Annotated in this window: 19 protein-coding genes and 3 pseudogenes; 13 read left to right on the top strand and 9 right to left on the bottom strand. The window is 71.1% G+C overall.

Features of this window, described 5'->3' with window-relative positions:
• Positions 1 to 137 precede the first annotated feature (137 nt).
• Positions 138 to 1,154: a thaumatin family protein gene (locus AB0D59_RS12845; RefSeq protein ID WP_362564244.1), complete on the top strand. Its 1,017-nt coding sequence runs from the start codon at positions 138 to 140 to the stop codon at positions 1,152 to 1,154.
• Positions 1,155 to 1,178: 24 nt separating this feature from the next.
• Here AB0D59_RS12845 and AB0D59_RS12840 read toward each other — a convergent pair whose 3' ends face one another.
• On the bottom strand, positions 1,179 to 1,649 hold the full coding sequence (locus AB0D59_RS12840) for a hypothetical protein (RefSeq protein ID WP_362564243.1): 471 nt from the start codon (positions 1,647 to 1,649) through the stop codon (positions 1,179 to 1,181).
• A 125-nt stretch (positions 1,650 to 1,774) separates the two neighbouring features.
• Here AB0D59_RS12840 and AB0D59_RS12835 point away from each other — a divergent pair, with 125 nt between their 5' ends.
• Genes AB0D59_RS12835 through AB0D59_RS12825 form a run of 3 tightly spaced genes read left to right on the top strand, consistent with a single transcriptional unit; the run spans position 1,775 to position 3,116 of the window.
• Complete coding sequence (locus tag AB0D59_RS12835) at positions 1,775 to 2,113, top strand: YnfA family protein (protein WP_362564241.1); 339 nt, start codon at positions 1,775 to 1,777, stop codon at positions 2,111 to 2,113.
• A 53-nt stretch (positions 2,114 to 2,166) separates the two neighbouring features.
• Positions 2,167 to 2,940, top strand: coding sequence for an SDR family NAD(P)-dependent oxidoreductase (locus AB0D59_RS12830; protein ID WP_362564239.1), 774 nt, complete (start codon positions 2,167 to 2,169; stop codon positions 2,938 to 2,940).
• Complete coding sequence (locus tag AB0D59_RS12825) at positions 2,940 to 3,116, top strand: hypothetical protein (RefSeq protein WP_362564238.1); 177 nt, start codon at positions 2,940 to 2,942, stop codon at positions 3,114 to 3,116. The genes AB0D59_RS12830 and AB0D59_RS12825 overlap by 1 nt, the downstream gene beginning before the upstream one ends.
• Positions 3,117 to 3,150: 34 nt before the next feature.
• On the opposite strand, the gene AB0D59_RS12820 is transcribed toward AB0D59_RS12825, so the two are convergent.
• On the bottom strand, positions 3,151 to 4,371 hold the full coding sequence (locus AB0D59_RS12820) for a transposase (protein WP_362564236.1): 1,221 nt from the start codon (positions 4,369 to 4,371) through the stop codon (positions 3,151 to 3,153).
• A 523-nt stretch (positions 4,372 to 4,894) separates the two neighbouring features.
• Positions 4,895 to 6,088 (bottom strand): RtcB family protein, encoded by a 1,194-nt coding sequence (locus tag AB0D59_RS12815; RefSeq protein ID WP_362564235.1) that lies wholly within the window; start codon positions 6,086 to 6,088, stop codon positions 4,895 to 4,897.
• Between the two features lie 228 nt (positions 6,089 to 6,316).
• Here AB0D59_RS12815 and AB0D59_RS12810 point away from each other — a divergent pair, with 228 nt between their 5' ends.
• The 3 genes from AB0D59_RS12810 (at position 6,317) to AB0D59_RS12800 (ending at position 9,697) form a co-directional block, all read left to right on the top strand.
• Positions 6,317 to 7,195, top strand: a complete 879-nt coding sequence (locus tag AB0D59_RS12810) for a DUF3558 domain-containing protein (protein ID WP_362564233.1) — start codon at positions 6,317 to 6,319, stop codon at positions 7,193 to 7,195.
• Between the two features lie 132 nt (positions 7,196 to 7,327).
• Positions 7,328 to 8,239, top strand: coding sequence for a DUF3558 domain-containing protein (locus tag AB0D59_RS12805; RefSeq protein WP_362564231.1), 912 nt, complete (start codon positions 7,328 to 7,330; stop codon positions 8,237 to 8,239).
• Between the two features lie 99 nt (positions 8,240 to 8,338).
• Positions 8,339 to 9,697: a DUF2637 domain-containing protein gene (locus tag AB0D59_RS12800; RefSeq protein WP_362564229.1), complete on the top strand. Its 1,359-nt coding sequence runs from the start codon at positions 8,339 to 8,341 to the stop codon at positions 9,695 to 9,697.
• Positions 9,698 to 9,763: 66 nt separating this feature from the next.
• On the opposite strand, the gene lysS is transcribed toward AB0D59_RS12800, so the two are convergent.
• Positions 9,764 to 11,506, bottom strand: a complete 1,743-nt coding sequence (lysS, locus tag AB0D59_RS12795) for a lysine--tRNA ligase (RefSeq protein ID WP_362564228.1) — start codon at positions 11,504 to 11,506, stop codon at positions 9,764 to 9,766.
• A 314-nt stretch (positions 11,507 to 11,820) separates the two neighbouring features.
• On the opposite strand from lysS, the gene argS reads away from it, so the two are divergent.
• Positions 11,821 to 13,578, top strand: a complete 1,758-nt coding sequence (gene argS / locus AB0D59_RS12790; RefSeq protein ID WP_362564226.1) for an arginine--tRNA ligase — start codon at positions 11,821 to 11,823, stop codon at positions 13,576 to 13,578.
• Between the two features lie 51 nt (positions 13,579 to 13,629).
• On the opposite strand, the gene AB0D59_RS12785 is transcribed toward argS, so the two are convergent.
• Complete coding sequence (locus AB0D59_RS12785; RefSeq protein WP_362564224.1) at positions 13,630 to 14,079, bottom strand: peptidoglycan-binding domain-containing protein; 450 nt, start codon at positions 14,077 to 14,079, stop codon at positions 13,630 to 13,632.
• 221 nt (positions 14,080 to 14,300) lie between these two features.
• Here AB0D59_RS12785 and AB0D59_RS12780 point away from each other — a divergent pair.
• From AB0D59_RS12780 to AB0D59_RS12770, 3 genes and pseudogenes are all read left to right on the top strand, one after another.
• Positions 14,301 to 14,555: pseudogene (locus AB0D59_RS12780) on the top strand (helix-turn-helix transcriptional regulator); the annotation flags it as partial.
• A 21-nt stretch (positions 14,556 to 14,576) separates the two neighbouring features.
• On the top strand, positions 14,577 to 14,798 hold the full coding sequence (locus AB0D59_RS12775) for a helix-turn-helix transcriptional regulator (protein WP_362564652.1): 222 nt from the start codon (positions 14,577 to 14,579) through the stop codon (positions 14,796 to 14,798).
• A gap of 60 nt (positions 14,799 to 14,858) precedes the next feature.
• The gene (locus tag AB0D59_RS12770; protein WP_362564222.1) at positions 14,859 to 15,632 is read left to right on the top strand and encodes a DUF4253 domain-containing protein; all 774 of its coding nucleotides are present in this window, start codon (positions 14,859 to 14,861) and stop codon (positions 15,630 to 15,632) included.
• 48 nt (positions 15,633 to 15,680) lie between these two features.
• Here AB0D59_RS12770 and AB0D59_RS12765 read toward each other — a convergent pair whose 3' ends face one another.
• Entirely contained in the window at positions 15,681 to 16,874 is a 1,194-nt protein-coding gene (locus AB0D59_RS12765; protein WP_362564221.1) for a PLP-dependent aminotransferase family protein, read from the bottom strand.
• A 307-nt stretch (positions 16,875 to 17,181) separates the two neighbouring features.
• On the opposite strand from AB0D59_RS12765, the gene AB0D59_RS12760 reads away from it, so the two are divergent.
• Positions 17,182 to 17,382, top strand: a complete 201-nt coding sequence (locus tag AB0D59_RS12760; protein ID WP_362564220.1) for a hypothetical protein — start codon at positions 17,182 to 17,184, stop codon at positions 17,380 to 17,382.
• Here the strand turns inward: AB0D59_RS12760 and AB0D59_RS12755 are convergent.
• Positions 17,328 to 18,700, bottom strand: a pseudogene (locus tag AB0D59_RS12755) (helix-turn-helix domain-containing protein). The gene AB0D59_RS12760 and the pseudogene AB0D59_RS12755 sit on opposite strands and share 55 nt — an antisense overlap.
• 156 nt (positions 18,701 to 18,856) lie before the next feature.
• On the opposite strand from AB0D59_RS12755, the gene AB0D59_RS12750 reads away from it, so the two are divergent.
• Positions 18,857 to 19,600: a DUF4232 domain-containing protein gene (locus tag AB0D59_RS12750; RefSeq protein ID WP_362564218.1), complete on the top strand. Its 744-nt coding sequence runs from the start codon at positions 18,857 to 18,859 to the stop codon at positions 19,598 to 19,600.
• A gap of 14 nt (positions 19,601 to 19,614) precedes the next feature.
• Here the strand turns inward: AB0D59_RS12750 and AB0D59_RS12745 are convergent.
• A pseudogene (locus AB0D59_RS12745) lies at positions 19,615 to 19,825 on the bottom strand (SAM-dependent methyltransferase); the annotation flags it as partial.
• A gap of 139 nt (positions 19,826 to 19,964) precedes the next feature.
• Positions 19,965 to 20,957 carry a porphobilinogen synthase gene (hemB, locus tag AB0D59_RS12740; RefSeq protein ID WP_362564216.1) on the bottom strand — a complete coding sequence of 331 codons (993 nt, stop codon included), beginning with the start codon at positions 20,955 to 20,957 and terminating at the stop codon, positions 19,965 to 19,967.
• Positions 20,958 to 21,257 lie beyond the last annotated feature (300 nt).

Below are 21,257 nucleotides of genomic sequence, written 5' to 3'. Positions count from 1 at the left end.
GCCCACGGGGACAACAGAAAAACCGGCGGGTCGACGTCGAAACCTGTTCGAGTCCGCAATTTATGTTGTACGGCCGCCGCGCACGAGGTCACCGAGAGGCAGGCACACATCCGGCACCGCCCGAGGAAGGCCCGAGGATGGCACGAGGACGCAGAAGACACGGCGCGAGACCCCCGCGACGCCGCTGGTGGTACGCCCCCGCGGCGGCCGCGGCCCTCGCGACGGCGGCCACCGTACTGATCACCTACGGCGCGTGGACACCGTCACCCGGAACCGACACCGCGGGCACACCGGCCCGCCGGACGGCCGCAGCCGCCCCGTCCACACCGCCGGCCACCTCGCCCGCGCCTTCCGCCGGCCGCAGTGGGCCCCCCTCCTCCTCCGCATCCCCCGCCGCGTCCCCGTCCCGCTCGGCCAAGCCGTCGGCCACGACCGCCCGGAAGCCGGCCGCCGCGCCGCACCAGCATGCCCCGGCGTCGGCCCCGGCCGGCCGGCGTCTGATCACGGTCGTCAACCGGACCGCGCAACCGGTCTGGGCGATCGTCACCAACACCGCCGTCTACCCCGCGGGCCGCAGACTCGCCCCCGGCCAGAGCCTCTCGCTGACCGTGGCCAACAACTGGGGCGGCCGCATCTGGGGCCGTACCGGATGCATCGGCACCGCCGCGGGCCCCTGCGCCTCCGGCGACTGCACCAGCGTCTGCACCGGCCCCAACCCACCCACCACCCTCGGCGAGTTCACCTTCGACGCGTACGCGGGCATGGACTTCTACGACGTCAGCATGGTCGACGGCGCCAACCTGCCCATGTACATCAACATCTCCCACAGCACGACCACCGACCCGGTCAGCTCCACGGGCTGCTACCACGGCGCCTGCACCACCGAGATCGACTGCCCCAAGGCGATGCAGGCCCTCTCCGGCGGCCGGGAGATCGGCTGCAAGCCGCCGTGCGCGGCGTTCGGCGGCGACACGTACTGCTGCCGCGGCGCCTGGGCGGGCCGCGACAACTGCGTCCCCGCCAAGTGGCCCGTCGACTACACCCAGGTCTTCAAGCGGGCCGCGCCGTACGCCTACTCGTACGCCTTCGACGACGCGGCGACCATGCCCTGCAAGGGCGCCTGCTACTACCGGGTGACCTTCGGCACGACCTAGCCAGGGGCCGTCCTGGCGTTCCGGTCAGAAGGCGTACGGATCCCCGGTCGCCAGCACCAGCACCCGTTGCCTGTCGTTCGTACGGTCGTGGTCCACCGCGCCGCCGCCCCACGCCACGTCGACCTCCAGCGTCACCTCCGACGGCCGCGCCCGCAGCCGTACCGGAACCACCAGCTGCTCGCCGGGCAGGTCCACGGCCAGCGGCCCGGTGGCGCACACCACCTCCCGGTCGCCGGAGCGGGCGCAGGCGGCCGGCAGCTGCTGCGTGTCCGCCAGCGCCGCCGACCAGCTGAACCGCACGGTGGCGTCGGACACGGTGTCCGGCCCGAGGTTGCGCGGCGTCACCCGGACCTCCACCAGGTCCCCGCTCATCACGACCGACCCGTGCACCTCGAGATCGGCGTCCCCGGCCCACGCGGTACCGCCCGCCCCGACCACCAGCGCGCCCACCGTCACCGCCCCGACCACCGCAAGCCCGCAACGACGCATCGCCATGCCACCCGTCCCGTCCATCCGTCCATCCCGTCCGTCTCCGGCGTTCGTACGGATGTATGCCACCCGGACCCCGGCGCAGGCGCCCTCCAACAGGTGACAGCCGGACGCCATGGCAGTCTGCGGACATGCTGATCCTCCGCTCCGCCGCCCTGTTCGTCGTCGCCGCCTTCTTCGAGATCGGCGGCGCCTGGCTGGTCTGGCAGGGCGTACGGGAGCACCGGGGCTGGCTCTGGATCGCCGGCGGGATCCTCTCCCTCGGCGCCTACGGCTTCGTCGCCACGTTCCAGCCGGACGCCCACTTCGGCCGCATCCTGGCGGCATACGGCGGAATCTTCGTCGCGGGCTCGATCCTGTGGGGCGTCGTCGCCGACGGTTACCGCCCGGACCGCTGGGACCTCACGGGCGCGGCGATCTGCCTGGCGGGCATGGCAGTGATCATGTGGGCGCCGAGGAGCGGCGGCTGACCCTCGCCTACGCTGGAAGGAGCCGACGCCCACCGAGCAATCAGGAGCACCGCATGGCCACCGCACCGTCCGCCGCCTCCCGCATCGCCGTCGTCACCGGTGCGAGCAGCGGAATCGGCGCCGCGACCGCCCGACAGCTCGCCGCTGCCGGCTACCGCGTGGTCCTCACCGCCCGCCGCGAGGACCGCATCGAGGCGCTGGCCAAGGAGATCAACGAGGCCGGCCACCAGGCGACCGCCTACCCGCTGGACGTGACGGACCGCGCGGCCGTGGACGAGTTCGCGACCGCCTTCAAGACGGTCGCCGTCCTCGTGAACAACGCCGGCGGAGCCCTCGGCGCCGACCCGGTGGCCACCGGCGACCCGGCCGACTGGCGCACGATGTACGAGACGAACGTCATCGGCACCCTCAACCTCACCCAGGCCCTGCTGCCCCGGCTGGAGGCGAGCGGCGACGGCACGGTGGTCGTCGTCTCCTCGACCGCCGGCCACGGCACCTACGAGGGCGGCGCCGGCTATGTCGCCGCCAAGCACGGCGCCCACGTCCTCGCCGAGACACTCCGCCTGGAGATCGTCGGCAAGCCGGTCCGCGTCATCGAGGTCGCCCCCGGCATGGTCAAGACCGACGAGTTCGCGCTGACCCGCTTCGGCGGCGACGAGGAGAAGGCGGCGAAGGTCTACCAGGGCGTCGCCGAGCCCCTGACGGCCGAGGACGTGGCGGACACGATCACCTGGACGGTGACCCGCCCCAGCCACGTCAACATCGACCTCCTGGTGGTACGCCCCCGCGCCCAGGCCTCCAACTCCAAGGTCCACCGGGACCTGTGATGGGGGACCGTCCGGACGCCGACCCCACGGCCGCCCTGGAAGACGACCTGGAAAAGCGCCGCCTGGCACAGGAGACCAGGAACGAACGCCAGGTCTGGTACTTCCTGGCCTACTTCCTCTTCGGCATCCACTTCCTCGCCTTCGTGATGATCTACGCGGTCCATCACGCGAATTGAATCCTCCCCTCCCTGAAGGGAGGGGATTCCTGGCTCAGGCCGCCTCCTGGAGCAGCGCTCCCGGAGGTCTTGCACCATCGGCACCAGCCGGGTTGAGACCAGCCCGGACGAGCATCACGTGTGCGGAGTTCTTGTCCCGTGGGGAGACGGTCTTGCACACGGTGCAGGTGTAGGTGCGCTCACCCAGCGGCAGTGCGTGCTTGGCTCTCGCTCCGCAGTGCGCGCAGTCCATCGTGGTGTACGCGGGGTGTACGAGGCGGATGTCCCGCCCGTGTTTGCGGCCCATCTCGACCAGAGCCGTCCTGGTGGCGCCGATGGCGGCGTCAGCGGCCTTGCGGGCCATGGTGGTCCTGGCCAGGAACTTCGGCTTGAAGTCCTCGACGGCGACAGCGTCATGGTCGCGGACAACCTTCTTGGCCCACTTACGGCCAGTGTCCTGCCTCTGCCGGGCAACCTTCTTGTACGCCTTCGCACGCAGTCTCTTCGCCTCGCGGTAGCCCTTCGAGGCGGGCTGGCCCTTGTCCGGTCTGCGGCGGGCCATCATACGGTCGTACCGGGTCAGCTTTGTCTGAGCCTTCCTGCCATGCCCGGCGTGAGGCAGATCATGGTCGTCGGACGTGGTGGTGGCAGTCTCCTTCACGCCCCAGTCCACGCCGACCACGCGGCCGGTCTCCGGCAGCGGCTGCGCCTGGGCGGAGACGACGAACGAGGCGTACCAGTGCCCGAGGCTGTCCTGGTACACGCGCACCGAGGACGGCTCGGCCGGCAGTTCCCGCGACCACACCACCGTCACCACGATGCCACCCGCCAGATGCAGACAGCCGTCCTTCAGCCGGAAGCCGCGCTTGGTGTAGTTGAGGCTCGCCAGCGCCTCGCGCTTCTTCTTGTGCCTGGGCATCCCGGCCCGGCGCGCCATCGGCAACCGCTCCCGGATGTCCTTGTGCGCCTTGGCGCGGGAGCGGCCGAAGTCGCGGATGATCTGCTGCTGGGGAACCGACGAGCCCTCACGCAGCCACGGCGTGCGAGCGCGGGCTTCGGTCAGCATCCTGTCGAGCTGCGCCGGGCCGCACGTGGCCTTCTGCCCGGTGGCCTTGTTGTGCAGGTGTACGGCCCTGGACTTGGCGACGCATTCGTTCCAGGTCCACCGGCACCGGTCCCACTCCGCCGACAGGGCACTGCGGGCAGCAGACGACACACGCAGCCGGTAGGTGCACCGGGCATGGCCCACGCCATCAGTCCCCGCCGCTTCCGCCACGCCGACACCCCGCTCGCGTTCCCGTCACCCGCCCTGCCCTCGCACGACCGTACGGGCGAGATTCGCACACCCACACCCAACTCCCGCCACGATCACCCCCATCAGCGAACGCAGGCACACACGTTCGCCTCCACCCGGCTCCGCCGGGCGAGCACGGTGGCGCTCCGCGCCCACGGGCCGGATACGGCGACGCTCCGCGTCGCTGTCACGGGATGCGATTCCTCCCCGGCGTGAACGCCGGGACCTCCTCACAAGACACCAGGTGAGCGCCGGACAGCCCACACGGGCGAACCTCATCGATCACCCGATCGCCACACGAACATCCACCCCAGGCTCGCGTCACACGATCATCTGGAGTCCGTGATCATCCTCCCCGGCACCAAGGGATCACACCGCTTCGAACCAGCCTCAGTCGTACCTGCATGGCACCGGACGGCGCGGAGAATGACGACCACGTAGCCACACCGCGTGCAGCGCAGAGCCCCGGTCTCGTCGACCGGGGCTCTGCGCTGCGGTCCGCGGATCATCCCTTGACGCAGACGACCTGCTTCAGCTTCGCCACTACCGCCACCAGGTCCCGCTGCTGGTCGATGACCTGGTCGATGGACTTGTACGCGCCCGGGATCTCGTCCACGACACCGGAGTCCTTGCGGCACTCCACCCCCCGCGTCTGCTCTTCCAGGTCCTTGGTCGAGAAGCGCCGCTTGGCCGCGTTCCGGCTCATGCGCCGACCCGCGCCGTGTGAAGCGGAGTTGAAGGACTTCTCGTTGCCGAGGCCCTTCACGATGTACGACCCGGTGCCCATGGAGCCGGGAATGATGCCGTACTCCCCGGCCTGGGCACTGATCGCACCCTTGCGGGTCACGAGCAGGTCCATGCCTTCGTACCGCTCGCGACTCACGTAGTTGTGGTGGCAGCTGACTTCAGGTTCGAAGGTGACCTTGGCCTTCTTGAACTCCTTGCGGATCACGTCCTTGAGAAGCGCCATCATGAGCGAGCGGTTGTATTTCGCATACTCCTGAGCCCAGTAGAGATCGTGCTCGTACGCCGCCATCTGCGGGGTATCCGCGACGAAGACGGCGAGGTCACGGTCGACCAGGCCCTGGTTGTGCGGAAGGTTCCGGGCCACGCCGATGTGGTGCTCGGCGAGTTCCTTGCCGATGTTCCGGGAACCGGAGTGCAGCATCAACCAAACAGAATCGGCCACATCTGTGCATACTTCGACAAAATGATTTCCGGATCCGAGCGTTCCCATCTGCTGATGCGCCCGCCCCTGACGGAATTTGACCGCATCGGCAACCCCGTCGAACCGCCCCCAGAACTCCCCCCACCCGGCCGTCGCCAGCCCGTGGAAGTCCCCCGGCTCCACCGGATCCGCGTGCATCCCCCGCCCCACCGGAATCGCCTGCTCGATCTTCGACCGCAGTCGCGACAGATCCCCCGGCAGGTCGTTGGCGGTCAGTGACGTCTTCACCGCCGACATCCCGCAGCCGATGTCGACGCCGACCGCCGCCGGGCACACGGCCCCCCGCATGGCGATGACCGACCCGACCGTGGCGCCCTTCCCGTAGTGGACGTCCGGCATGACCGCCAGGCCCTCGATCCACGGCAGGGTCGCGACATTGCGCAGCTGCTGCAGCGCCACCTCCTCGACCGCCGCCGGGTCGGTCCACATCCGGATCGGCACCTTCGCACCCGGCATCTCCACGTACGACATGGCTTCCTCATTCCCCCGCGGACAATCAAACAAAATGGACAAAAGACTTAATCAAGGAATAACGCAAATGCGTCGCCAAGGTCACCGAAATCAGACTTGGGACCGGCGTTCACGGCAGTGCGTGCGATACACATTGTCTCCAGGGGACGCCCCGCTGCGGCAAGCGATTAACCAGCGGGGACACTGGAGCAGGACCGAGCGACCCAGTGAACGGAAAGGAGCCTGACCGTGCAGCGGAAGGCGTACGTAACCGGCACCGCCGCCCTCCTCGCGGCCCTGCTGGCCGGCTGCACGAGCGGTTCCAGCGGTGGCGACGACATCAGCGACAAGAACGCGGACACCGGCACCGCCACCGTCGCCGCCCAGCCCGGCAAGTACCGCACCCTCCCCGAGCCCTGCGGCGCGGTCAGCCAGGACACCCTCGACTCGCTGCTCCCGGGCATCGCCCAGATCACCGACGAGGAGCAGCGCGACAAGGCGTACGCGGGTACGGCCACGCTCACCTACGACACGGACCGCAAGGTCGGCTGCCGCTGGAAGGTCGAGTCCACCGACGCCACGGACCGGCTGTCCGTCGACTTCGAGCGCGTGGTGTCCTACGACAACGCGGTCAGCGACGACAACGAGGCGCAGACGATCTACACGCAGCGGGAGTCGGCGGCCGACATCCCCGAGTCCGCGCCCCCGAGCGCCTCCGAGTCGGCGTCGTCCTCCGTATCGTCGTCCGGGACGCCGACCCCGACGCCGTCCGACACGGGGTCCGCGCCCGCGTCCCCCTCGGGATCCGCCGGCACCTCCGCCTCGACGACCGCCACGACGTCCACGTCGGCGTCCACCTCGGCCTCCGCCTCGACCACCCCGGTCGACCTCCAGCCCCGCGCCCTCGCCGACCTCGGCGACGAGGCGTATCTCGACGACCAGCTCAGCGGCTCCGGCTCGACGGCCGAACAGCGCACGGTGACTGTGGTGTTCCGCACGTCCAACGTCGTGGTGACCATCGAGTACGAGGAGCAGCCGATGACTACCGGGACCGTCCCGGACAGCAAGGAACTGCAGGACAGGGCCCAGAATCTGGCCGCCCAGCTGGCCGAGGCCCTCAACAGCTGAGCGCCCGGGCACGCCCTCCGCACCCCGCCCGCAAAGCCCGCGAACCGAAACCGCACAGCTTCCTCACCGCGTACCGTGGCCCCTCGGACCCGATCCGACCGCAGGAACCCCGAACGTATGAGTGAAGGAACCATGCAGCGAGTAGCAGTCCAGCGAGACGACCAGCGCGACCGGAACGAGCGGAACGCACAGCGACGGGCAGGGCGCCTGCGCCGCGGCCTCGTCTGTGCGGCCGCCGTCCCCGCCGTGGCGCTGTTCGCGGCGGCCTGTTCCTCGGACTCCGACGCCGCCGCGAAGGAGACGGGCGGCGGCTCCAACCCGGCCACCGCCCCCGCCGGCTCCGGCTCCGACGCCGGCACCGCCCCTTCGCCGACCGTCCAGGCTGCCAAGTACCAGAAGCTGCCGGAGCCGTGTGCGGTGCCGTCGAAGAAGACGCTCACCGCACTCGTACCGAAGGGCGCGAAGTCGGGCAAGAAGGGCACTTCGGACGACGTGGCCACGCGGGGCAGTTGTTCCTGGAGCAGCCTGGACAACAACGGCGTCAAGGGCTCGCAGTTCCGCTGGCTCAACATCTCCTTCCTCCGCTTCGCATCGGACACCAACCGCGGCTCCGGCGAGAAGCAGGCCGAGGCGTACTACGCGAGCCAGGTGCAGGAGGCGCAGTCCGTGACCGGTGCCAAGAACACCAAGTCGGAGCCGGTGACCGGGACCGGTGACCAGGCGACCGTCGTGCACTACGACCTGAAGAAGAAGGAAGGCGCCTTCCGGCAGCAGACGGTCGTGGCACGGGTCGCGAACGTGGTCGTCACCGTCGACTACAACGGCGCGGGTCTGGCCGGGGAGAAAACCCCGGACGCGGGCACTCTCGCGAAGTCCGCGGAGAAGGCCGCCAAGGAGGCGGTGGCCTCGGTCGCGACGGCCAACGGCTCCGCCACGACGCCGAGTTCACCTGCGGCGACGCCGTCGAAGTCGGCCTCCAAGTCACCCTCCAAGTCACCCTCCGCGAGTGCGTCGCCCTCCAAGTCGTCAACCAAGAAGGGCTGACCGGCAACACGCGCGCCGCACTGATGTGCCACCCTGTTGCGCGCAACAACATGCAAGGGGAGGGGAGTACGGGTGGCCGAGCGAATACAGCTGACTCGGATGCACCGCGTTCTCATCGGTGTGGTCGTGACCGGTGCGATGATCATCGCCGGTATCGGCTTCGCCGGCTCGTACGCGGCCGTCCGTGAGCTGGCCATCAAGAAGGGCTTCGGGAACTTCGCCTATGTCTTCCCGATCGGCATCGACGCGGGCATCTGCGTCCTGCTCGCCCTGGACCTGCTGCTGACCTGGATCCGCATCCCCTTCCCGCTGCTGCGGCAGACGGCCTGGCTGCTGACCGTCGCGACGATCGCCTTCAACGGCGCGGCGGCCTGGCCGGACCCGCTGGGCGTGGGCATGCACGCGGTGATCCCGATCCTGTTCGTGGTCGCGGTCGAGGCCGCCCGCCACGCGATCGGGCGGATCGCGGACATCACGGCGGACAAGCACATGGAGGGGGTCCGCCTCACCCGCTGGCTGCTCTCCCCGGTGCCCACGTTCCTGCTCTGGCGCCGGATGAAGCTGTGGGAGCTGCGCTCCTACGACCAGGTCATCAAGCTGGAGCAGGAACGTCTCGTCTACCAGGCGAGACTGCGCTCCCGCTTCGGCCGGGCATGGCGCCGCAAGGCCCCGGTGGAGTCCCTGATGCCCCTGAGGCTGGCCCGCTACGGCGTCCCCCTGGCCCAGACGGCCCCGGAGGGCCTGGCGGCGGCGGGCATAGACCTGCCGGCGCTCCTGCCGGCCCCCGCGCCGGCTGCCGCCGCGCCCGCTCCGGTTGCCGCCGCGCCCGCTCCGGCCGCCCTCCCGCGGCAGGCCGCACCTCCCGGCGAGCAGCGCCCCGGGCTGGTCCCCGGCCCCAACGCCGAGCAGCCCGCCTACGCGCCGGAGCCCGAGCCGGAACCCGACCCGGAGCTGAACCCCTGGCTGCATGCGAGGGACCCCCAGCAGATCGAGTACCACGGCGACTACGACCCGACGTTCGAGCCCCAGTTCACCGAGGAGCAGTACGCGGCCTGGCAGGCACAGCAGCAGTACGAGCAGGAGCAGTACCAGCAGCAACTGGCCCGGCAGCAGCAGCAGTTCGCGCCCGCCCAGTTCGCGGAGGAGCAGTTCCCGCCGGAGCAGCAGCCGCTGCCCGAGGAGTCCGCGTCGGAGACGACCGGCAGCTTTCCCATCCCCTCCGGCCCCGGCCGCACCCGTGAACTCGGCGAGGGCGGTGGCCCCCCGGAGCCGACCGAGGAAGACTTCTACCTGGTCTTCAAGAAGTCGATAGACGGGGGCTACCCCAGTTCGGGCCAGTTCCGGGGTGACGTGGAGGCGACGTACGGCATCACCCTCCCGCAGCGGGAGGCGGAACGCATGGTCAACCGCTTCACGAACCGTCACACGGCGGAACTGCAGGAAGACCACATCGCGTAGGCCGCGCACGGCATGAAGAAGGGGCCCTCTCCGGCGGAGAGGGCCCCTTCTTCATGCCGGTGCCGCTTACTCCCCGAGCAGGACCCGCACCCGCTCCTGTCCCACGGCGAGCAGCAGCGTGGGCAGCCGGGGCCCGGTGTCGCGCCCCACCAGCAGGTGGTAGAGCAGCGCGAAGAACGTCCGCTGGGCGGTCTTGATCTCGGCCGGCAGTTCCTTGGCCGTCGCGTCGGCGGAGAACCCGGCCTGCACCTTGGGCACGCCGTACACGAGGTGCGTCAGCCCGTCCAGCGACCAGTGCTCGGAGAGCCCGTCGAGCAGCAGCCGTACCGACTGCCGGGACGCCTCGTCGAGGGACTTCAGCAGCTCGACGTCCGGCTCGTCCCGCACGATGGTGCGCTGGTCGGCCGGTACCTGGGTGTTGATCCAGGCCTCCGCCTTGTCGTACCGCGGCCGTGCCTCGTCCACCGATCCCAGCGGGTTGGCCGGGTCCAGCTCGCTGAGGATCCGCAGCGCCTGGTCCTCGTGCCCGGCGGTGATGTCGGCGACCGACGCCAGTGTCCGGTACGGCAGCGGCCGCGGGGTCCGCGGCAGCTCGCCGGAGGCCGTGCCCACCGCACGCGCGTGCGCGGCGACGTCAGCGGGCAGCGCGGCGCCCTCGCTCACCTTCGTGTCCAGCTTGTCCCACTCGTCGTAGAGCCGCTGGATCTCCTGGTCGAAGGCGATCTTGAAGGACTGGTTGGGCCGGCGGCGGGCGTAGAGCCAGCGCAGGATCTGCGGCTCCATGATCTTCAGCGCGTCGGCGGGCGTGGGTACGCCACCGCGCGAGGACGACATCTTCGCCATCCCGCTGATGCCCACGAACGCGTACATCGGCCCGATGGGCTGCTCCCCGCCGAAGATCCCGACGATCTGCCCGCCCACCTGGAAGCTCGACCCGGGCGACGAGTGGTCGACACCGCTCGGCTCGAAGACGACGCCCTCGAACGCCCAGCGCATCGGCCAGTCGACCTTCCAGACCAGCTTGCCCCGGTTGAACTCGCTCAGCCGGACGGTCTCGGTGAAGGCACACGCCGTGCAGACGTAGGTCAGCTCGGTGGTGTCGTCGTCGTAGGACGTGACGGTCGTCAGATCCTTCCCGCAGCCGCCGCAGTACGGCTTGTAGGGGAAGTATCCGGCGGAGCCCGCGGAACCGTCGTCCTCGCCGGCCGCGCCCGAGCCCTCCGCCGCCTCCAGCTCGGCCTCGTCGACGGCCTTCTGCTGCTGCTTCTTCGCAGGGGCCTTCTTGGTCCGGTACTGGTCGAGGATCGCGTCGATGTCACCACGGTGCTTCATGGCATGCAGGATCTGCTCCCGGTACACCCCGGAGGTGTACTGGGCGGTCTGGCTGATCCCGTCGAACTCCACGCCCAGCTCGGCCAGCGACTGGGTCATCGCGGCCTTGAAGTGCTCGGCCCAGTTCGGGTACGCGGAGCCCTTCGGGGCGGGGACGGAGGTGAGCGGCTTGCCGATGTGCTCCGCCCAGGACTCGTCTACCCCGGCGACACCGGCCGGCACCTTGCGGTAGCGGTCGTAGTCGTCCCAGGAGATCAGGTGCCGGACCTGGTGCCCGCGCCGTCGGACCTCGTCCGCGACCAGGTGCGGGGTCATGACCTCCCGCAGGTTCCCCAGGTGGATGGGGCCGGACGGAGAGAGCCCGGACGCGACGACGACCGGTTTGCCCGGGGCCCGACGCTCCGACTCCTCGATGACCTCATCCGCGAAACGGGAGACCCAGTCGGTGGTCTCGGTGCTCTGAGCCACGATCGGCACGTCCTTCTTTCTGACATGGGACAGCCGGTACGGTCGCACGGCTGACCGCTCTATTGTCCCAGCCGAGGTCGAATCCACGAAAACGGGTTACCGAGGCCCTCCCAACGACCGCCGCGGCCCCGTCTGAGGGCGCGACCGCCGTCTGGGGGCGCAGCCGCCCTCGGGGGCGCGGGGAACTGCGCGACCAGCCCCCACGGCGCCGCACCCGGCCGCCCACCACACCCCCTCGAGCTCGTAGCCGCAAAAACCCCTTTACCCCCCGTGAAATACTGGTCCCGTCTACCCGCACCCACGAGGAGAACGGCTCCCACCCCATGGCCTCGGTCACGTCGCTCACCGATCTCGTCAATCAGCGTCTCGCGGACGCCCTCTCGGCAACCCTGCCGGAGGCCGCCGTCGACCCGCTGCTGCGACGCAGCGACCGGGCCGACTTCCAGGCGAACGGCATCCTCGCCCTCGCCAAGAAGGCCAAGGCCAACCCCCGGGAGCTGGCGACGCAGGTCGTCTCCCACATCGTCACCGGCGCGGACCTGATCCAGGACGTCGAGGTCTCCGGACCCGGCTTCCTCAACATCACCCTCTCCGACAAGGCGATCACCGAGAACCTGACCGCGCGGTACGCGGACGGCGACCGGCTCGGCGTGGCCGCCAAGGCGAACCCGGGCATCACGGTCATCGACTACGCCCAGCCGAACGTCGCCAAGGAGATGCACGTCGGCCACCTGCGCTCCGCGGTGATCGGCGACGCCCTGCGCGGCATGCTCGACTTCACCGGCGAGAAGACGATCGGCCGGCACCACATCGGCGACTGGGGCACCCAGTTCGGCATGCTCATCCAGTACCTGATCGAGAACCCGGACGAGCTGTCCGCGGAGACCGACACGGACGGCGAGCAGGCCATGTCGAACCTGAACCGGGTCTACAAGGCCTCCCGGGCGGTCTTCGACGCGGACGAGAGCTTCAAGGAGCGCGCCCGGAAGCGGGTGGTCGCCCTCCAGTCCGGCGACAAGGAGACGCTGGACCTGTGGCAGCGGTTCGTGGACGAGTCGAAGGTCTACTTCTACTCGGTCTTCGAGAAGCTGGACATGGAGATCCGGGACGACGAGATCGTCGGCGAGTCGGCGTACAACGACGGCATGCCGGAGACGGCCCGCCTCCTGGAGGAGATGGGCGTCGCGGTCCGTTCCGAGGGCGCGCTCGTGGTCTTCTTCGACGACATCCGGGGCAAGGACGACCAGCCGGTCCCGCTGATCGTGCAGAAGGCCGACGGCGGCTTCGGGTACGCGGCCTCGGACCTGACGGCGATCCGCAACCGGGTCACCGACCTGCACGCCACCTCGCTGCTCTACGTCGTGGACGTGCGGCAGTCGCTGCACTTCAAGATGGTCTTCGAGGCGGCACGGCGGGCGGGCTGGCTCACCGGCGACGTCACCGCGCACAACATGGGCTACGGCACGGTGCTGGGCGCGGACGGCAAGCCGTTCAAGACGCGTGAGGGCGAGACCGTACGGCTGGAGGACCTGCTGGACGAGGCGGTGCAGCGGGCCGCCGAGGTCGTCCGGGAGAAGGCGCAGGACCTCACCGAGGCGGAGATCCAGGAGCGGGCCCAGCAGGTCGGCATCGGCGCCGTGAAGTACGCGGACCTGTCGACGTCGCCCAGCCGGGACTACAAGTTCGACCTGGACCAGATGGTCTCGCTGAACGGCGACACGTCCGTCTACCTCCAGTACGCGTACGCCCGTATCCAGTCGATCCTCCGCAAGGCGGGGGACGTCCGGCCCGCCGCGCACCCGGAGCTGGAACTGCACGCGGCGGAGCGGGCGCTGGGCCTGCACCTGGACGCGTTCGGCGACACGGTCTTCGAGGCGGCGGCGGAGTACGCCCCGCACAAGCTGGCCGCGTACCTGTACCAACTGGCGTCGCTGTACACGTCGTTCTACGACAAGTGCCCGGTGCTGAAGGCCGACACCCCGGCACAGGTGGAGAACCGCCTCCTCCTGTGCGACCTGACGGCCCGCACCCTCCACCAGGGCATGGCCCTGCTGGGCATCCGGACGCCCGAGCGGCTCTGAGGCCGTCCGGGCCGTCCGGAAGGTCCGGGCCGTCCGGGCCGTCCGGGCGGCTCAGCAGTAGGCGTTGAAGTCCCAGAAGGCGGCCTTGGTCGCCGGTCCCGCGACGCCGTCGACGTCGAGGTTGTAGCCGTACTGGTTCAGGTAGCGCTGCAGCGCCCTGATCGTGTTCGGTCCGACGACGCCGTCGACGGTGCCGGCGCCGAGGCCCTGGTCGTTGAACATCTGCTGAGCCGCCTTCCAGCTGTTGGTGCCCAGCTGCCCGTCGATCGTGCCGGGGTTGTAGCCCCACCTCGCCATCCAGCACTGCCAGTTGGCGGCGTGGGCGGTGTCCAGGCCGAGGTTGTTCACCGCCTGGATGCCGACGGTCCGGGAACTCACCGCCGCCTTGGCGGCCGGCTGCGAGGCCGCGAAACTCGTGCCCGCGGCCGCCAGGCTTCCGGCGGCGAGCCCCGCCACGGCGGCGGCACTGACGAGGGTCCTGGCCAGAACGTTCGATCGCATGCGTTCCTCTTCCGGTCGCGAGATCAGATCCACACGAGCGTGCGGGCCGGACGACGGCGGACGCCACAGCTCCCCCACAAGTGACGGCCGGACGGGACGCCGTACCAGTTGACCTGCGTGAAAGCCGTGCGCGGCGACGGAACGACAGGACGGCACCGCCGGACTCATACGGGCACCGCGCCCGATCCGTCAGCCGGATGGGGACGACGAGCGGGGGGTTCATGTCGCGTCACGGGAAAGCGCTGCCTGTCGAACTGGAGCCGTGCTCACGGCAGTTGATCGTGCGGCTGCGTCGGCTGAAGGAGCGCAGCGGGCTGAGTCTGCACCGGCTGGCGTCGCGCACCGGGTACAGCCCGAAGTCCTGGGAGCGCTATCTGGCGGGCCGCTCGCTGCCGCCCCCGGAGGCGGTGGCGGCGCTGGCCCGGCTCGGCGGCGGCGATCCGGTGGGGCTGCTCGCGCTGCACGAGGTCGCGTCCCGGGGCGGCGGCGCGGAGGCGGTGCCCGCCGCGCTGCGCGCGTTACGGGACCGCACCGGGCTGAGTCTGGCTGGGCTGGCGGCGCGGACGACGTTCAGCAAGTCGTCCTGGCAGCGCTATCTGGGCGGCCGTGCCCTGCCGCCGCGCGCGGCCGTGGAGCAGCTGTGCGCCCTGGCCGGTGAACCGGCGGGGCGCTGTCTGGCCCTGCGGGAGGTGGTGGCGCAGGGGTACGGCGGGGATTGACCGGATCGCTTCGTGTGGGCGCCAACGCCGTTGTCAGTGGCCGCCCTTACAGTCTGTGGCATGGCGACTCTTCCCAACCCGCTGCCCAAGCTGGCGACCGACCCGAGCGGTCGTTCCCTGGGGCTCCAACTCCCGCCCGGCACCCTGCTGGACGAGACCCTCGACGGCCCGTGGCACCAGCCGTTGCTGTGGTACGCGGGGCAGCCCGCCGGTCCCGGGACCTGGACGGCGCTGGGCGCCCCGGCCGCCCGCGCGGGGCTGCTGCCGGTGCTCATCGACGTGTCCGAGGTCGACGACTGGGACTTCGCGCCCGAGGAGACGTCGTACCCCGGGGACCACGACGCCGACGAGGTGCTGGAGGACTACTGGGAGGAGGACCCGCCGGACGGCGCGGAGTGGCCGGGGCTGGCCCTCGCCCCGACGCTGGTCGCCGACCCGGACGCGCGGGCCGCCGATGTCGCCGACGCGCTGAGCCTGGGGCGGCCCTGGCTGAAGGAGCCGCACCTGGCGCTGGTGTCGGCCCGGCGCAGCGCGGACATACCGGCGGCCATCGGCTGGGGCGGGCCGGTCAACTACGAGGAGGACGTGGCCCGGCTGTGCGCGGTGCTGCGCTCCTGGGAGGACCGCTTCGGGATACGGGTGGTCGCCCTCGGCCTGGACCATCTCGCCGTCTCCGTGGCCGCCCCGCCCGCCGACCTCGAGGAGGCGGAGGCGGTGGCCGCCGAGCACTACGCGTTCTGCCCGTACAGCGTGCTGCCCGGCGCCGACGACACCCTGTCGTCGTACGCCGAGCAGCTGGTCGGCGAGCGGCTGTGGCACTTCTGGTGGGACTGAGCCGACGGGACTGACCCGGTGGGACTGATCCGAGGGGACTGATCCGCCTCAGCCGCTGAGTCCCGCAGCCAGCCTGCGCAGCCCCTCCCCGATCTCCTCGGGTGTCTGGGTCACGAAGCACAGCCGCAGGGTGGAGCGGTCGGGGTCGGCGGCGTAGAAGGGCTCACCGGGGACGTAGGCCACGTCGTGGTCCACGGCCCGGCGGAGCAGGGCGGTGGTGTCGTACGACTCCGGGAGCCGGGCCCAGAGGAACATGCCGCCCTCGGGCCGGTTCCAGGTGGAGCCGGTCGGCAGGGCGTCGGCGAGGCCGGCCAGCATGGCGTCCCGGCGCGCGCCGTACACAGCGCGCACTTTGGCGACATGGCCGTCCAGGACGTCCAGGTACCGGGCGGCGGCGAGCTGGTTGAGGGTGGGGGTGTGCAGGTCCGCCGCCTGCTTGGCCACCGCGCAGGCGCGGCGCAGCGCGCCCGGGGCGCGGAGCCAGCCGAGGCGCAGGCCGGGGGCCATCACCTTGGAGAAGGAGCCGAGCAGGACCACCCGGTCCGCGGCACCGGGGAAGGACGCGATCCAGGGGACGCGGTCGCCGTCGTAGCGGAGGTCGCCGTAGGGGTCGTCCTCGACGACCCACAGGCCGTGCCGGGCGGCGGTGGTGGCGAGGGCGGCGCGGCGGGCAGCGGGCATGGTGCGGCCGGTGGGGTTCTGGAAGGTCGGGACGAGGTAGAGGAGTTTGGGCCGCTCGGCGCGGACGAGTTCCTCCAGGGCGGCCGGGTCGACGCCGTCCGCGTCGCCCGGGACGGGCAGGATCCGGGCGCCGGCCAGCCCGAAGACCTGAAGTGCCGCCAGATAGCAGGGGCTTTCGACGAGGACCGTGTCGCCGGGGTCTATCAGTGCGCTCGCCAGGAGGGAGAGGGCCTGCTGGGAGCCGGTGGTGATCAGGAGGTCGTCGGTGTCGGTGGGCAGGCCCTGTGCGGTGACGCGCGCCGCCAGTCCGTCTCTCAGGGTCGGCTCGCCCTCCGTCGTCGAGTACTGCAGGGCCCGTTCCGGCGACTCCTCCAGCACCGCCCGGAAGGCGGCCGCGATGCCCTCCCGGTCGAAGAGTTCGGGGGCCGGCAGCCCGCCCGCGAAGTTGATCATCTCGGGGCGTGCGGTCACCGCGAGGATCTCCCGTACCGGCGAACCGCCGACGGCTCGGGCACGGGCCGCGAGCGGCGGCAGGGCGGCGGGGGCACTGGTGGCGGTCATGGACGGCTCCTCGGGCTGATCCTCGTCTTGGCCGGAGCCTAGAGAGGTGGATGCCGTCTACACCCGTGATTCCGCGATACGGACGAAGGGCGCCCGGGCCTTGGATCCGGGTGCGCGGGCGTCCCGTCCCTCCGTCCCACGGGGTGGGATCCGTGCAGGTCGGAGCCGTGGACCGGGCTCACTCGTCCCGAATCAACGGTGAGGTCTGGCGGTCCGGGCCCGCCGCCCCACAGGCTGAGGGCACACCGAGATCGCCGACCCTGCCGAGCACCGCCGAGCACGCCGACGACGTCAAGGGAGCCCTCGCATGTCCGCCACGCGCCCCACTCCGGCCGCCGGCCGTCGCCGTCTCCTGGCGGCGGCCGCCCTGGCGCTGGTCGCCGCGACCGCCCTCGGCGGCTGCCGGGACGGCGAGGGCGTACGCGACGAGGGCCCCTCCGCCGCGTCCCTGTCTCACCCCGCCGACGACGCGGTCCGCCAGGCCTCGCCGCCCAGCGGGAACTCGTAGGCGGGCCGCCCGTTGTTCCCGCTGGTGCGGAACGGCCGCCCCTTGTCATCGATCCGCAGCGTCCCGTGCCGCGACCCGCTGGACCAGGACAGCTCCAGGTACCAGCCCACGGAGTACGCCGAGGCGTCGGCCCTGATGTAGAACACCTCGGGGTCCGACTCGCTCACCTTGAACGGGAAGTCCCGGTGCCCCGCCTCCGGCACGACCGCCGGCCGCATCGCGTCCAGGGCGACGGTGAAGGAGCGGGTGGGTACGTTCCCGCCGCAGCCGACGCCCGGATATCCCATCGCGTAGTCGTTCCAGGCGAGCGGCGAACTCCGCTCCGCCGTACGGACCGTGAGCCCCTCCAGCACCACGGACCCGGTGCCGGTGCCCTGCACGGTCAGGGTGACGTACTGCTCCCCCGAGGAGACCGCCTGGTGCGCGGTCACCCACGCGGTCGCGTCGGACTCCAGAGGCGGCGGCGCCACGTCGGCCGGGGCCCGGTGGATCAGGTAGTGCTGGGAGCAGGGGCTCTCCCAGCTGTAGGGCTGGGTGTTGACGGTGAGCGGGGGCGCGGCCGAGCTGTCGTGCGCGGTGGGCGAGGAGCCGGCCGTGGCGGTGGCCTCGGCCGGACCGGCGGCCGGGGCCGAGGACGCGGCGGAGGGGGTCCGCGAGGCGGTGGACGAGGTGGCCGTCGGCGCCCCGGAGGAGCGGTGTGTGCCGTGCGGAGCGGCGCCGGCCGCGGCGGTGGTGGCGCCCGCTGACTCCGCGTTCTTCTCGTCGGTCCCGCCGGAAGGCAGCCGTACGGCGGCGGCGACGGCGGCGAGCAGGACGACGACCGCGATCCCGGCGAGGAGCGCGGGCCGCGGAGCACGGCGACCACGCCGGGCGACGCCCGGCCCGACCACCACCTCCACGTCCGCCTCCGGCACCGCCGCCGGTTCCGGCTCCTGCGCGGGCTCCAGCTCCGGCTCCGGCTCCGCTGTGACGACGGCCTCGGCCGCCTTCTCCGGCACGGCCGCCGTCTCCGGCACGGCCGCCGTCTCCGGCTCGGCCGGCTTCCGCCCCCGCCCCGCATCCGCCAGTACCCACTGCCGATGCAGTTCGACGAGTTCCTCGGGGCCGGCCTTGCAGAGCCGGGCGAGGCGTTCCACGGGGGCGTAGTCCGCCGGTACGGCGTCCCCGTTGCAGTAGCGGTGCAGGGTCGAGGTGCTCATGTGCAGCCGCTTGGCGAGCGTGCCGTAACTCAGTCCCGAGCGGTCCTTGAGCTCCCGCAGCAACTCCGCGAAGCCGCTTCCCGCAGCGCCGTCCGACACGGTTCCTCCGTCCCCCGCATCCCGTTCCCGCGTTCCAGGGAAGGGATGTTCTCCCAGGTCAAAGCCAGTGTGGCCGTTCCAGCGTCCCTGATCGTCCGACGGCTGTGGCGGACGGGACGGAGCAGCCCACAGGCTGTGGCCATCCAAGCACGCCACCACTCGAAAGAGGATTCGACATGCGCACCGCCCGACGTGTCCGCCTGCTCGCCGCCACCGGCGCCGCCGTCGCCGCCCTCGCCCTCACGGCCTGTGAGAACGGAACGGGCACGCGAGACGAGGGAGCGTCCCGGTCGACGACGACCGCGTCGACGCCGACGGCATCGGCACCGAAGCCCTCGGAAACCGCCGACGGCGGCACGGGAACCGGAACGGGTACCGGTACCGGAACGGGTACCGGCAAGTCCACGTCCACATCCACGTCCGCGCCCGTGAGCGACACGACCACGAAGACGCCGAGCGGCGGGGGCGGGGGCGGGGGCGGCGGCAAGTCCACCCCCGTGCTCTGCAACGGCTCCGACACCGCCGTCACCGTCCAGCCGCTCTCCCGCCCGCTGAACCACATGCTGATCACGGTGAAGAACACCGGCAGCAGGACCTGCTACCTGACCTACTACCCCGTGCTCCGCTTCGACGAGATGCAGTGGGTCCCGCAGCCCGCCGAGGAGACCCATCCGCAGGCGGTCACCACCCTCGCCCCGGGCGAGTCCGGGTACGCGGGCGTGCTGCTGTCCGCGGCCGACGGCAGCGGCGACGGCGGTACGACCGGCCGCAAGCTGGTCCTCGCCTTCCAGGGCATGTCCCCGAACAGCAGCGGCGGTGCCTCGGCGACGCCGTCGCTGCCGGCGAAGGGCGTGTACTACGACAGCTCGCTGCGGGTGACGTACTGGCAGCAGGACCGCGGCGACGCCCTCAACTGGTGAGCCGGTGCCCGGGCCTTGGCTCCGAGCGCCGCGTGGACGTAGACGTTGATGTCGGCGTCGGTGACGTCGTTGATGTCGGCGTAGCAGGCGCTCGGCCTCGGCCCGCGACCGCAGCACGAAGCTGAAGCCGCGCGAGGTGCGCTCCCGCTGGACCGCCCGGATGTTCCCGGGGTCGAGGTCCTCGGTGAGGTGGCTGAGCACCGCCCGGCTGCCGACGGGCAGCGCCTTGCCGAACTCGCGTCGCCGGACATGGGCGTCTGCGCCGACCCAACCCGGAATCAGGGGCCAACAACCCGACTCCGCGGGCGACTTGCACGTGCCCACTGCGACATCTCACAGCGGGCACCGCCCCTGCCCCTGAGGTTCAGCCCAGCATCCGCGCGGCCTCGACCGCCCAGTAGGTGAGGATGTTCTGTGCGCCGGCGCGCTTGATGCCGGTCAGGGTCTCCAGGATGGCCCGGTCGCGGTCGATCCAGCCCTTCTCGGCGGCGGCCTCGATCATCGAGTACTCGCCGGAGATCTGGTAGGCGGCGACCGGCACGTCCACGGCGTCGGCGACCCGGGCGAGGATGTCCAGGTAGGGCCCGGCCGGCTTGACCATCACCATGTCGGCCCCCTCCTCCAGGTCCAGCGCCAGCTCCCGCAGGGACTCCCGCGCGTTGGCCGGGTCCTGCTGGTAGGTCTTCCGGTCCCCCTTCAGCGAGGACCCGACGGCCTCCCGGAAGGGACCGTAGAAGGCGGAGGCGTACTTGGCGGTGTAGGCGAGGATCGCGACGTCCTCCCGCCCGATCTGGTCGAGGGCGTCACGGACGACGCCGATCTGCCCGTCCATCATCCCGCTGGGCCCGACGACATGGGCGCCCGCGTCGGCCTGCACCTGGGCCATCTCGGCGTACCGCTCCAGGGTGGCGTCGTTGTCGACGCGCCCCTCGGCGTCCAGCACCCCGCAGTGCCCGTGGTCGACCGTCTCGTCGAGACAGAGGTCGGACATCACGAGCAGTTCGTCGCCGACCTCGGCCCGCACGTCCCGCAGCGCGACCTGGAGAATCCCGTCCGGGTCGGTGCCGGGCGTGCCGAGGGCGTCCTTCTTGCCCTCCTCCGGCACCCCGAACAGCATGATCCCGGAGATCCCCGCCTCGACGGCCTCCAGGGCCGCCTTCTTCAGGGTGTCCCGGGTGTGCTGGACGACGCCGGGCATGGCGGCGATCGGTACCGGTTCGTCGACGCCCTCGCGCACGAACGCCGGGAGGATGAAGTCCGCGGGATGCAGCCGGGTCTCGGCGACCATGCGCCGCATGACGGGGGTGGTCCGCAGCCGACGCGGCCGCGTGCCGGGGAAGGAGCCGTACTTCGTCATGTCCCCTACGCTACGCCCGCCACCTGGGCGCGCTTGCCGACGCGGCGTCGGCGCTCCGGCCCACGTCATGCGGCAAGTCCCCGGCAACAACGCCGCGTAGGCAGCGCCACCCCGTGCGGGAAGCGCCGCAAAGGAGCGCGGGGAACCACGCGACCAGCCACAACACACCAACAGCCGAACACCAAGGCGCACACCGCGAACGCAAAAGGAGCGCGGGGAACCACGCGACCAGCCACAACACACCAACAGCCGAACACCAAGGCGCACACCGCGAACGCAAAAGGAGCGCGGGGAACCACA

Origin of the sequence: Streptomyces sp. NPDC048417, from assembly GCF_040651615.1 — a bacterium.
Taxonomy (GTDB): Bacteria; Actinomycetota; Actinomycetes; order Streptomycetales; family Streptomycetaceae; genus Streptomyces.
Note: the sequence above shows the minus strand (reverse complement) of the source record. Positions and strands in the feature narration are given on the sequence as shown.